This is a genomic window from Micropruina sonneratiae, from assembly GCF_025972045.1.
Lineage (GTDB): Bacteria > Actinomycetota > Actinomycetes > Propionibacteriales > Propionibacteriaceae > Micropruina > Micropruina sonneratiae.
The window spans coordinates 50,342-62,903 of record NZ_JAPDHX010000001.1 but is presented as its reverse complement, the minus strand read 5'-3'; the positions used below and the strand labels follow the sequence as shown (position 1 = coordinate 62,903).

8 protein-coding genes and 1 pseudogene are annotated in these 12,562 nt (G+C 68.7%); 6 read left to right on the top strand and 3 right to left on the bottom strand.

The window, feature by feature from the left end; translation table 11 throughout:
- The first annotated feature begins 3 nt into the window (after positions 1 to 3).
- Positions 4 to 3,351, top strand: a complete 3,348-nt coding sequence (locus tag OIE40_RS00300; protein WP_264698723.1) for a DEAD/DEAH box helicase family protein — start codon at positions 4 to 6, stop codon at positions 3,349 to 3,351.
- Positions 3,352 to 3,464: 113 nt separating this feature from the next.
- Here the strand turns inward: OIE40_RS00300 and OIE40_RS00295 are convergent, their stop codons facing one another.
- The gene (locus OIE40_RS00295) at positions 3,465 to 3,797 is read right to left on the bottom strand and encodes a hypothetical protein (RefSeq protein ID WP_264698721.1); all 333 of its coding nucleotides are present in this window, start codon (positions 3,795 to 3,797) and stop codon (positions 3,465 to 3,467) included.
- A gap of 86 nt (positions 3,798 to 3,883) precedes the next feature.
- Positions 3,884 to 4,330: pseudogene (locus OIE40_RS16965) on the bottom strand (DUF4143 domain-containing protein); the annotation flags it as partial.
- A 690-nt stretch (positions 4,331 to 5,020) separates the two neighbouring features.
- On the opposite strand from OIE40_RS16965, the gene mobF reads away from it, so the two are divergent.
- From mobF to OIE40_RS00265, 5 genes are all read left to right on the top strand, one after another.
- Positions 5,021 to 8,836 carry a MobF family relaxase gene (gene mobF, locus OIE40_RS00285; protein ID WP_264698718.1) on the top strand — a complete coding sequence of 1,272 codons (3,816 nt, stop codon included), beginning with the start codon at positions 5,021 to 5,023 and terminating at the stop codon, positions 8,834 to 8,836.
- Positions 8,837 to 8,860: 24 nt separating this feature from the next.
- Positions 8,861 to 9,097, top strand: coding sequence for a helix-turn-helix domain-containing protein (locus tag OIE40_RS00280; protein ID WP_264698717.1), 237 nt, complete (start codon positions 8,861 to 8,863; stop codon positions 9,095 to 9,097).
- Complete coding sequence (locus OIE40_RS00275; RefSeq protein ID WP_264700691.1) at positions 9,000 to 9,428, top strand: hypothetical protein; 429 nt, start codon at positions 9,000 to 9,002, stop codon at positions 9,426 to 9,428. Before OIE40_RS00280 ends, OIE40_RS00275 begins: the two co-directional genes overlap by 98 nt.
- Positions 9,429 to 9,433: 5 nt before the next feature.
- Positions 9,434 to 9,703 carry a hypothetical protein gene (locus OIE40_RS00270; RefSeq protein ID WP_264698716.1) on the top strand — a complete coding sequence of 90 codons (270 nt, stop codon included), beginning with the start codon at positions 9,434 to 9,436 and terminating at the stop codon, positions 9,701 to 9,703.
- A gap of 114 nt (positions 9,704 to 9,817) precedes the next feature.
- Positions 9,818 to 11,107, top strand: a complete 1,290-nt coding sequence (locus tag OIE40_RS00265) for a hypothetical protein (protein WP_264698714.1) — start codon at positions 9,818 to 9,820, stop codon at positions 11,105 to 11,107.
- Positions 11,108 to 11,286: 179 nt separating this feature from the next.
- Here OIE40_RS00265 and OIE40_RS00260 read toward each other — a convergent pair whose 3' ends face one another.
- Positions 11,287 to 12,513 (bottom strand): tyrosine-type recombinase/integrase, encoded by a 1,227-nt coding sequence (locus tag OIE40_RS00260; protein ID WP_264698712.1) that lies wholly within the window; start codon positions 12,511 to 12,513, stop codon positions 11,287 to 11,289.
- Positions 12,514 to 12,562: the final 49 nt, after the last annotated feature.

Sequence of the window (12,562 nt, the reverse complement as noted above, 5' to 3'; positions counted from 1 at the left end):
CCGATGGCCAACTTCGACTTTGCCCGAGCGACGCTTCCGGCGCTGCACGCCGACTGCGTCCGGGCGGAGTCGTACCTGACCTCCGATCCGCGGGCGGCCTGCTTCTATGCCCGCCGCGTAGCCGAAGGGCTGGTGAGCTACCTCTATGACGTGCTCGCACTGCCCCTGCCGTACCGCGACGATTTGGCCGCGAAGGTCAGCGATCCGGGTTTCCAGGCGAGGGTCCCGCACGGGATCACCACCAAGCTGACCACGATCCGCAAGGTCTCTAACACCGCCGTCCACGACGGTCGACTGATCCGCCCTGACGTGGCCGTGGCCGTCCTTCGAGAGCTGTTCAACGTGGTGCTCTGGACGTCCTACCACCACTCGCCGCACCCGGAGGTGGTGCCGCTGCAGGACGCCTTCGACCCGGAGGCCGCCGCCAAGGCGGCACCGTTGTCCCGGGCTGAGGTCGCCCGGCTCGCCCAACAGTTCCATGCACAGGACGAGGCGCACGCCCGCGAAATCGCCGCCCGCGACGAACAGCTCGCCGCCCGCGACGCCGAACTGGCGGAATTGCGCGCGCAGATTGCAGAGGCGCAGGCGTCGCTGGCCCCCGACACCCGCGACTACGACGAGGCGGGTGCGCGGGAGTTCATCGACCTGCTCCTGCACGAGGCCGGCTGGCCACTGGACCGGGCCCGTGACCGCGAGTACCCGGTCAGCGGCATGCCGAACGCCGAGGGCCGCGGTTTCGCGGACTACGTGTTGTGGGGTGCCGACGGGCTGCCGCTGGCCGTGGTCGAGGCCAAGCGAACCTCGAAGTCGCCCGACGTCGGTCAACAGCAAGCCGCGTTGTACGCCGACTGCCTGGAGCACGCGTTCGGACGCCGGCCGGTGATCTTCTACAGCAACGGCTACACCCACCGGATCTGGGACGACGCCGGCGGCTACCCGCCCCGGGAGATCCAGGGCTTCTACACCGCCGACGAACTGGGACTGCTGATCCAGCGACGCACGACCCGGACGCCCCTCGCGTCGGCAGCCGTGAACACCGGGATCGCTGGGCGGCCCTATCAGGTGCGCGCGATCAAGGCTGTTGCTGACGCTCTCGATCGTCGGCAGCGCGCCGCCCTGCTGGCGATGGCGACCGGCTCGGGCAAGACCCGCACCACGATCGCGCTGGTGGATCTGTTGCAGAGAGCGAACTGGGTCAAGCGCGTCCTGTTCCTCGCCGACCGCACGGCGCTGGTTCGGCAGGCGGCCAACGCGTTCAAGGATCAGCTGCCGGCCTCGACCACGGTCAATCTGGTCGAGGAGAAGGCCACCGACGGCCGCGTCTACGTGTCGACCTATCCGACGATGATGAACCTGATCGACGACGTCGACGGCGGCGTCCGCCGGTTCGGGCCAGGCCACTTCGACTTGATCGTGATCGACGAGGCCCACCGCAGCGTGTACGCGAAGTACGGCGCGATCTTCGACTCCTTCGACGCGCTGCTGGTCGGCCTGACCGCGACCCCGAAGGACGAGGTCGACCACAACACCTACCGGCTGTTCCACTTGGAGGACGGCGTTCCGACCGACGCCTACACCCTCGACGAGGCGGTCGAGCAGGGCTACCTGGTGCCGCCAAAAGGGCTTAGCGTCGGCACCCGGTTCTTGCGCTCCGGGATCGCCTACGACGACCTCAGCGAGGCCGAGAAGGACGAGTGGGACGCCCTCGACTGGGGCGAGGACGGCCCGCCCGATGAGGTCGGCGCCGAGGAACTGAACCGGTTCCTGTTCAACGAGGACACCGTCGAGAAGGTGCTCGCGACCCTGATGACCGAAGGCCGGCGGGTCGCGGGCGGCGACCGGCTGGGGAAGACGATCATCTTCGCCAAGAACCAGCGGCACGCGGAGTTCATCCAGCAGCGGTTCGACCTGGCCTACCCCGAGTACGCCGGAACGTTCGCCCGCGTGATCACCCACGCCAGCCCGTACGCCCAGTCGCTGATCGACGACTTCTCGACCAAGGACAAGGCTCCGCACATCGCGATCAGCGTCGACATGCTCGACACCGGCATCGACGTGCCCGAGGTCGTCAACCTGGTGTTCTTCAAAGCCGTGCGCTCCAAGACGAAGTTCTGGCAGATGATCGGACGCGGCACCCGCCTCTGCCCCGACCTATACGGCCCCAGCCAGGACAAGACCGACTTCCTCGTCCTCGACTTCTGCGGCAACCTTGAGTACTTCGGTCAGAATCTCCCCGGAGCGGAGACCCAGCTCGCCAAGCCGCTCTCGCAGCGGTTGTTCGAGGCCAGGCTCGGGCTGATCCTTGCGCTCGGTGACGCCGAACCAGAGCTGAGGTGGACCACCACCGCGACGTTGCACGAGATCGTCAACGGAATGAACCTCGACAACTTCGTGGTGCGCCCGCACCGCGCGACGGTGGAGCGCTTCCGCGTACCCGAGGCATGGGCGTCGCTGTCGCCGTCCGACTCCGAGGCACTGCTGGGGCTGTCCGCCCTCCCGTCGTCCGTCCGCGATGACGACGAGGATGCCAAGCGCTTCGACCTGCTCGTCCTGCACCAGCAACTGGCCCAACTCGACGGCGACGCGCTCTTGGCGGAACGGCTGCGCGAAGCAGTGCAGGCCATCGCAGGGGCCCTGCTGGGACGGACCGCCATCCCGAGCGTCGCGGCGCAGGCCCCGCTGCTGGAAGCTGTCGCTGGCGACGAGTGGTGGGTCGACGTCACTCTCCCGATGCTCGAAGAAGCGCGCCGCAAGCTTCGGGGCTTGGTCCGCTTCATCGAGAAGACCCGGCGCAACCCTGTCTACACCGACTTCGCCGACACTCTCGGCGACAGCGTCGAGGTCGACCTGCCCGGGGTCGCTCCCGGCACCAACTTCGAGCGCTTCCGCGCCAAGGCAGAGGCGTACCTGCGCGAGCACCTGGACAACCTTGCCTTGCAGCGGCTTCGTCGCAACAAGCAACTCACCCCGGACGATCTCGCTGAACTGGAGGGGCTGCTGGTTGCCTCCGGCGGACAACAGGCCGACCTCGCCTGGGCCAACACCAAGACCGGCGGGCTCGGCATCTTCGTTCGTGGCTTGGTTGGCCTGGATCGAGCAGCCGTTACCGAGGCCTTCGAGCGTTACCTCGATCGCACCCGATTCACCGCAGACCAGGTCCGGTTCATGAACCTGATCGTCGACGAGCTGACCCGCAACGGCGTGATGGAACCCCAGCGACTGTTCGAGTCCCCGTACACCGACCACGCGCCCACCGGCCCGGACTACGTGTTCCCGGAGGCCGAAGTGACGGTGATCGTCGACACTCTGCGCACCATCAGGAAGCACGCCATTCCAGGGGAAGTCGCATAGGCCCTTCCCGATTTGCACCGGGTGTAACTGAGGGAGGGGGGGTTCCCTGGGGGCTGAGAGATGGTGGCCCCAGGGCGTCGGGGCACGGAGCCTTCGGGGGCGGGGTTAGGGGGTCAGGCGGTGAGGGTGGCGAGGGGGATGGTGTGGGTCCGGGTGCGGGTGGTGGTGGCGTGGGTGCCGCCGCAGATGACGGCGAGGTATCTGGGCGGGCCGACCTGGTCGAGGTCGAGGCGGTCGTCGCGGAGGGTCTCGAGTGCGATCTCGGCGTCGAGGGCGTGGTGGTCGCCGAGGCTGGTTTGGAGGGCGGCCCAGCGGCCGTCGGGGTACCCGATGATCGCGTCGATCGCGAGCCCGGTCTCGTCCTTGTAGTGCCACAGCTGGGCGCCGGTGCCTTCGAGATAGACGCGGAGGTCGTGGATGACCATGGCGGTGAAGATCGCGGCCAACTGGCCGGGATCATCGGCGAGCCGTCGGCGTCGTAGCCGAGGGCGGCGCAGGCCAGCGCTGGGTCGGCGAGGTGGGCGCGGGGCCGGTGGCGGAGTCGGGCTCGGGTGCGCAGCGGTGGGTGCCAGGCGGGTTGGGGTTCCCAGGCGTGGAGCCGGTCGAGGGCGTCGAGGTAGGAGCGGACGGTGTCGCGGCCGAGCCGAGCGGTGGTGTCGTGGCCGAGGCCGGCGAGGCTGACGTCGGCGGCGGTGTGGCGGGCGAGGCTGGTGAGCAGGTCGGTGATCCGGTCGGGCTGGTGCCGGGTGAGCACGAGCGTCTTCAGGTCGGTGTGGGCGAGCTGGCGCAGGTAGCTGGTGTAGTACTCGATGGCCTGCTCGGTGTCGGCGTCGAGGAGTTCGGGCCATCCGCCGCGGACGGCGTGTTCGGCGAGCTGGGCGTAGCTGAGCCGGCTGCGGATGCCGGTGACCCGGTCGCCGTAGGCGAGGCCGGCCAGCGACACCGGCGCCTCGAGGCCGAGCCGTTCACTCAGCGTCATGGTCCGCATCCGCAGCACGGGCAGCTGGGCGGCCTCCCGGGTGCGGTGGCGGTACTCGAGCGGGGTGGCTGAGCTGGCAAGCAGGTAGCGGCCGGGCAGCGGCTGGTCGCCGAGCCGGCTGGTGATCTGGGGCCACAGGCTGGGGGCGAGGCGCCATTCGTCGACGAGGTGGGGTGCGGTGCCGGTGAGGATGCGGTCGGGGGCGAGTTGGGCGAGTTCGGTCATGCCCGGGTGGGCGTCGAGGTGGACGGCGCTGCCGGCGTGTTGGAGGGCGGTGGTGGTCTTCCCGCAGCCGCGCGGCCCTTCGAGCCGGACCGCGGGCTGGCCTCGCAGCCTGCGCGACGGCCGGCCGTCGATCACACGCGGCAGAAACTCCATGTTCGACAGTACTGCGGTTTGCGGACGATTAGAACGCCACTTGACGCCAGCGGAGACGTCACCCTGCGGTCTTGAGTGTCTACGGTCTGCGAAGAATCCGGCGGTCGTCAACACCGCTGGACAACTTTCGGGGGGACGTTGGGGGAGGTCGATCTGACAAGGGGTTTCACGCCGGCCGGGTCGGCGGGTGGGGGTGGGGGAACGTCGATATGGCTACATCAGTGGTGACATGCCCGTGCTGTCCTGACCTGATCCCCCAACCGGGGGTGACCACGCCCCCGGGCAGGGGGTCGGCGAGGAAGGGCTTGACCGATGGCGATCGGGTTGAAGAAGTTGCTGGCCGGGTCGGGCTATGAGTACCTGACCCGGCAGGTCGCGCCGGGTGATGTGACCAGCCTGGCCGACTACTACACCGCCAAAGGCGAGAGTCCGGGCCGGTGGTGGGGCGCCGGCCTGGCCGGCATGGGACTGTCCGAGGGTGACCCGGTGATCGAGGAACAGATGAAGCTGCTGTTCGGCGCCGGCCTTGACCCGGTCACCGGGGAGAAACTGGGCCGGGCCTACTCGGTGTTCGCCGACCACCCCACCCCGTTCGAGATCGAACTCGACGCCCGCAAACGCACCTGGCGAGACGAGCACGACGGGGCACGCATCACCAAACGCGTCCGGCAACGACTCCGCACCGACCTCGCCATCGAGTGGCACACCCGCGACCACGGACGCCCCCCGGCCGGACGCCGCGAACTGCACAGCTACATCGCCAAAGCCAGCTCCCACCCACGGGTGGCGGTCGCCGGGTTCGACCTCACCTTCTCCCCACCCAAGTCCGTCTCGGCGCTGTGGGCCTTGGCCGGGCCCGACCTGGCCGCCGCGATCCGCGCCGCCCACACCGCCGCGGTCGACGACGCCCTGATCCAGGTCCAGGCCCGGGTCGCCTCCACCCGTTCCGGCCACGAGGGCGCCCGGCATGTGCCGGTCCGCGGGATCACCGCAGCCCGGTTCGACCACCGCGACAGCCGGGCCGGCGACCCCGACCTCCACACCCACGCCGCGATCTCGGCCAAGGTCCAGACCCTCACCGGCGACTGGCGCGCCTTGGATGCCAAACCCCTCTACGCGGCGACGGTGTACCTGTCCGAGGTGTACACCACCAGCCTCACCGCACGCCTGCGCGACCTCGGCCTGGCCATGGAACCGATCGGCAGGGACGGGAAACGCCCCATCTATGAGATCGCCGGCCTCGACCCGACCCTGCTCGCCCGCTGGTCGACCAGGCGGCGCCACATCCAGGCCTGGACCGCCGACCTGGTCGAGGCCTTCGAGCACGACCACGAACGTCCCCCCACGAAAGCCGAACGGCTCGAACTCGCCCAACAGGCCACCCTCGACACCCGACCCGCCAAGCATGGACCCCGCAGCGAAGCCGACCAACGCCACGCCTGGCACACCGAGGCCGTCCAGGTGCTCGGCCGGGCCGGGCTGCAGCGCATGCTCCACGGCGTCACCGCCCACCGGCGTCCGGCACCGCTGGTGGTCGACGAGGTGTGGATCGCGGGCACCGCGCAGCAGGTGATCAACACCGTGGAGGCCGAACGATCCTCCTGGACACCCTGGAACGTGCGCGCCGAAGCCCTCCGCCAGGTCCGGGCCGCCGCGATCCCCCTCGACCAGATCACCCGGGCAGCCGAAGCCATCACCGAACGGGCACTGGCGAGCGCGTCGATCCCGATCCGCACCACCCGCACCCAGCCGGTCGAACCCGCACCCCTACTACGTCCCGACGGAGCGTCGGTGTATGAGCAGCCCGCCGCGTCCCGCTACACCTCACGGCGCATCCTGTACGCCGAACGACGCCTCGTCGACACCGCCGGACGGACCAGCGGCCGCCAGGCCGATCACAACTCGGTCACCCTCGCCCTCCTCCAGACCATGGCCAACCGCGAACCTCTCAACAACGCCCAACAGGCGATGGTCCGCGAGATGGCCACCTCCGGCCGACGGCTCCAACTGGCGATCGCGCCCGCCGGGACCGGGAAGACCACCGCCATGCGCGCCCTGGCCACCGCCTGGACCACCAGCGGCGGCAACGTGATCGGACTCGCCCCCTCAGCCACGGCCGCCGAGCAACTCCGCACCCAGCTCGGCGACGCCGTGGTCGCCGACAACCTCGCCAAGCTCGTCTGGGCCATCAGCCATGGGGAGGATCTCGCCCGACGTGTCAGGCCCGACACGCTGGTGATCATCGATGAGGCCGGCATGGCCGACACCCTCACCCTCGACCATGTCGTCACCTGGTGCCTCGACCAGGGCGCCTCCATCCGCCTGGTCGGCGACGACCAACAACTCGGCGCGATCGGCGCAGGCGGCGTCCTGCGCGACATCACCACCCAACACGGCGCCCTCCACCTGGATCACGTCGTCCGGTTCACCGACCCCGTCGAAGCCGACGCCAGCCTCGCCCTCCGTGCCGGCGACGCCCGCGCCCTCGGCTACTACCTCGACCACCAGCGCGTCCACGTTGTCAGCCCCGACACCGCCACCCGTCTACTGCTCGCCGCCTGGCAGGCCGACCGCGCCGACGGGCTGGACGCGCTCATGCTCGCCCCCACCCGCGAACAGGTCGCCGCCCTCAACGCCGCTGCCCGCATAGCCCGGCTCGACGGACACCGGCCCGGACGCCACATCGACCTCAGTGATGGCAACCAGGCCTCGACCGGGGACACGGTGATCACCCGACGGAACAACCGCGATCTCGCCAGCAGCGACACCGCCTGGGTCCGCAACGGCGACCGCTGGCAGATCACCGCCGTTCACCGCGACCACTCGATCGACGTCCGACACCTGCGCAACCACAACCGGCTCACGCTGCCCGCCGACTACGTCGCCGAGTTCGTCGAACTCGGCTACGCCACCACCATCCACGCCGCCCAAGGCGTCACCGCCGACACCTGCCACGGCCTCCTCACCGGCGAAGAGAGCAGGCAGCAGGCCTACACCATGCTCACCCGCGGCCGGCATGCCAACCACGCATGGCTCCAGGTCGACAACACCGACACCCACGTCGCGCCGGTTGACCCCGGCCTGCTCCAGCCCGCCGGTGCCGTCCAGCTCCTCGAGGCCGTCATCGGCCGCGACGAGGCGCCTGCCTCGGCCACCACCCTGCTCCGCGAGGCCAACCAGCCCAACCTGCTGCTCGGCCCGGCCGCCAGCTGCTACCTCGACGCCATCACCTACGCCGCCGAACACCACCTCCCGAGCAAGGTCAAGGACGCCATCGACATCGCCGGCGCCATGCACGGCCTCGAGGGGGCCAACGCCTGGCCCACCCTGCGCAGCCACCTCATGCTCATCGCCGCCAACGGCCACAACCCCACCGAGATCCTCCGCCAGGCCGTCGCGGTCGGGCCGCTCGACCAGGCCCGCGACCGGGCCGCCGTCGTCGACTACCGGCTCAACCTCACCCAGGCCAACGACCGCACCCGCGGGCCCCTCCCCTGGCTCCCCGGCATCCCCACCCAACTCCTCGACGACCCCACCTGGAAGGAATACCTCTCCGGCCGCTACAAGCTCACCCGACAACTCGCCGACGAAACCCGACAACATGCAGCCGAGGGCCACCCACGGTGGGCCGAAGACCTCCTCGGTCTCGACCCCGAGCTGGTCGCCGACATCCAGCAATGGCGCGCCGCCCACCAGACCCCCGACACCGACCTGCGACCCACAGGAAACCCGGAACACTCCCCGGCTGAACGCGACACCCAACGACACCTCGACCACGCCCTCCAGACCAGCCAGGCCGACATCCGCGACTGGCTTGCCAAGATCACCACCGCAGCACCCGCCACCGCCGGCGACCCCACCCTGCCCATCCTCGCCGCGCATCTCGCCCGGCTCGCCCGCACCCGGCCCGACATCGCCGAACACCTGGCCGCTGCAGCCGAACTCGGACCGCTGCCCGTCGAGCGCGCCGCCGACGCCCTCCGCTACCGCATCACCACCCAGATCAGGAAGGAAGACGACATGCACCGACAAGAAGCCCTCCAGATCGCCAACACCCGCCGACCCCTCCCCCCGCCCCCGACCAGCTACAGACCCGACCACGACCACCACCGCGGCATCAGCATCTGACCCCCACTGAAAAGAGGAACCGACATGGCCAACAACGCAGCCGAATGGAGCCAGTCCGCGCCTGAATGGCTCTCCCTCCAGCAAGCCGCCGTCGTCTTTGGGATCAGCGTCGACACGCTGCGCCGCCGCATCGCAACTGGGGTGCTCCCGGCGTCTCGAATCGGTGCCCGCCTCATCCGCGTCCGAACCGCGGATCTCGACAGGGTCTGCCGTCCGATCGTGGTCGTTCAACGAACCACTCATCGTCGTCGAGCACGATGAACACTTTGCCAACCGGGACGGCGCCGCCCGCCGAGCGGCCATGACCCGGCCACAGGACGATGAGATTGCCAGCCACCGGCTCGCAAGTTATCTTGGAGACGTGCTGGACGAGCCGATCATCGCACCATCGGCCTACAAGCACGGTGTGAGTCGTGAGGACATCCTGCACGCATACAGGAACCCCCTGCGGATCTGGGATCTCGGAGACGGGTTCACCATGATGATCGGCCCCAACCGAGCCGCCCTCATCTTCGAAGTTGGATACGTGGAAGGCGACGTGGCGATGGTGATCGTCCACGCCATGCCGGCCCGAGACAAGTACCTCAGGTGATGACGATGCCCCGCACAGTAGACGAGATCCTCCAGCACGCAGACGAACTCGCGGCCCGATTCGAGGACTACGAGCCCGACCTCGCCGACGAACTCGACCCCGGCGCCGTCGCTCTGCTGCGCGCCGCGATCCAGGAACGGTCCGACGCCGAACGCCACGTCCTGGACGCGGTCAAGGCGGCACGAGAGGCCGGCATGTCCTGGTCGGCCATCGGACTCTTCGTCGGAACCTCGGGGGAGGCAGCCCGCCAGCGCTACGGCAACAAGGTCGCGTGAGCGCCGGCCCGCCAGCCTGCCACCTGTTGTCACTGCGCTGATCTATCGTGGTTTCTCGCGGTCCGAGTTCTCAGCGAATCGTTTGTTGAGGTGGGCCGGATGGGAGGGGCTACGGTGAGCGCACCCCTCGTCCCCTGCGCGGTTGTCGTTGATTCGCGCAATCTGATCGGCCAATCCGGGCGCCTCTTTGGCACAGCGTCCAACTTCACAATCCCGGGCATCCGTCGCGCGCTCGAGACCTATGGCTTCGATCCCGTCGAGGTGCGCGTCGGCACCGCCACGCGAGTTCTCCAGGACAAATGCTCTGAGCGGGTGAACCGCATGCGTCAGAAGAACGAGGAGACGGCCCATAGACTCGAGTCCGACGGCGCGACGATCCTCCGCGGCTACCTGGTTGAACGCAGCGGAACAGTCGAGGAGAAGCAGGTCGACGTACTGTGCGCGGTCGCCATAGCGGATCTGGCCGAGCGGATCTTGGTGAAGGCGATCCCCGCTCAATGCATTGTTAGCCTGTCTGAAGACATGGACCTCATGCCTGCGTATGACTTTGCCCACGCACGAGATGTCCCCGTTTTCGCGGCTGCGATCGACACCGTGCACGTTCGCACCGAACAGCGCGCCTGGATGCTGCTCGACGAGGAGGCCATCAATCTTTCCTGCCCTTCGTCCCCCCGGTACCGAGGGATGAAGTTGCGTGCCTGGATCGCTCGAATAGCCCTAGAGTCAGCGCAAGTTGCAGGCCTCTGGACAGTTGGATATCGGCTGCCGGATGGCAGCTACGAGATGTCGAGAAACAACGGTGCACGTGGTATCTGGACGAATCCAGACGGTGTGCGCCCAGGTCAGAAGGCGACCTTGTACGCGACCGGCATTGTTGCGGACGCAGCGACCCGGCGGTTCCCTTACCTCCTGCTCAGCGAGACCCCGAGCACAGGCCCGTTCGCCAACGTGCTAACCGGGACCGTGCAGTTCTGGGTCGCGCAGAATCGGGTCAAGATCGCGCTGAGTTCTGGAGGGTACGTGACTGTCTGGGCGCCGGCGGGCAGCCTTCTTCCGGCCCAAGAAGTGGCCGTGCTTACTGGACCAGAGGATTCGTGCACACTCATCGGTGAACTGGACAAGGGCGCTGAGCCGGCGCTCTGGACTGTGGCCCCGCGCAGACGGGCCCTCGTCGAGGTCACCGTCGGCCGAGCGACCAATGGTTGGGCGAAGGGACGCCTTGAGGAGTCGGGCCAAGAGGTGGCGATCGCGTTGAAGAGCGTGGCGCTGCGTGAGCGTGATCGCCTCGCGGTCTCGCTTGTGGGGACTCATCCGACCTGGGACATCCCGGCCGTGCATCCGATGACGTCGCCACTGCCGGAGACCCCCGCTACGTCGCCAGTCCCCCGTGTAGGCGACTTGTAAGACGCGGCGAAGTGCGTCATAGTTGATCCGCGCGCGCTTGTCGTGACGCAAAAATGCTGCACCGGACGTATGGGCCGGGAGACTGGGGACCAGACAACTGGCCCCCAGTTTTGTTTGCGCAGCCTTCCTCTCGGCCCGCTTGTGACGCACGCCCCGTCGTCCACGTGGGCGTGCACAAGCTAGTGGTCCGCTTCTCGATGCGTCTCCGCGAGCAGCGCCATGCGGTCGGCGATGATCCGGTCGCGGCCCTCGGCGACGTGCTGGTAGACCAACGCAGCCTTCGCCGTGGAGTGCCCCATACGCGCCATCAGCTCCGCGAGAGTGGCGCCAGCCTGCGCGGCCATCGTTGCCGCGCTGTGCCGGAGGTCGTGGAAGCGCAGGTCCGACCGTCCGGCAACCTGACGAGCCCTGTGGTAGGTCTTGCTGAGGGTGTTCACGTGCAGATGGCCCGTCTTGGTCGCGTTCGGGAACAGCAGCCCGTCCGGGCCGGGCATGGCGTGCTCGGCGAGATGATGCTTCAGGGCCGGGCGCAGGTTCGGCGGTAGTGCGATCGTCCGGACGCCCGCCCGGGACTTCGGTGTGCCGACCGTCGCCTCACCCTTGCGCCACACCACGGCGCGTTCGACCCGAACCGACATCGAAGCCAGGTCGAGGTCCTTCCGTCGCAGCTCGCTCACCTCACCCCAGCGGAGGCCGCACCAGGCCGACAGCAGGATCAGCGCCCGGTACTTGTCGGGCATGTTCTCCACGATGGTGGCGATCTGCTGCGGCGTGGCCGGCTTCGGCTCGAAGGTGCGGTGAAGGACCGTCGGGTGCTCCACTTTGCACGGGGAGTCCGGAATCATCGGGCGGCGGCCCGTGCTGGCGCTACGCATGATGGTCGACAGCAGCGAGTAGGCGTGCGCCCGCCGGGTCGGAGCAGCGGGCAGCAGCATCGCGTACCAGTCGTCGATGTCGTCGGCGGTGATGTCGGCCAGGTGCATGTCGCCCAGCGTGGGCAGGATCTGCTTGTCGAGCAGGATGCGGTAGAGATCCTTCGTCCGGGGCTTGAGCGGCTGGCCGTCGCGGGTGCGTCGGTGCTCGATCCAGATCTCGGAGTAGTCGCGCAGTGTCGGGGTCTCGGCCGGCTGCGGGTCGGGCGGACGCCAGCGATGCTCCTCCAGTTCGGCCCGGCGCATCGACAGCCACGCGTCGGCGTCGCCCTTGGTCTCGAAGGTGACCGGGGCCAGATAGCGCTCCCCGTTCTCGCCGAGATAGCTGGCCTGGTAGCGACCCGACCGCTGCTTCGCGATCTTGCCGAAGGCCCGCCGGCGCCGGGTCGACCTGGTCCGACTGGACGGCCGCGGGGCCGAACCGGTGCGCGCGGGCGTACCCGCAGCCCCGTCCACCAGTCGGAGATTGGTCACCCTGTCACCCTGCCCTTGCATCTCACCTGCATCCTAACGCATCCTAACT

Bases quoted from the DNA above. Each gene is read 5' to 3' on its own strand.
- OIE40_RS00300 (WP_264698723.1), top strand. From the start codon at position 4: ATGGCCAACTTCGACTTTGCCCGAGCGACGCTTCCGGCGCTGCACGCC.
- OIE40_RS00280 (WP_264698717.1), top strand. From the start codon at position 8,861: ATGGCCAACAACGCAGCCGAATGGAGCCAGTCCGCGCCTGAATGGCTC.
- mobF (WP_264698718.1), top strand. From the start codon at position 5,021: ATGGCGATCGGGTTGAAGAAGTTGCTGGCCGGGTCGGGCTATGAGTAC.
- OIE40_RS00270 (WP_264698716.1), top strand. From the start codon at position 9,434: ATGCCCCGCACAGTAGACGAGATCCTCCAGCACGCAGACGAACTCGCG.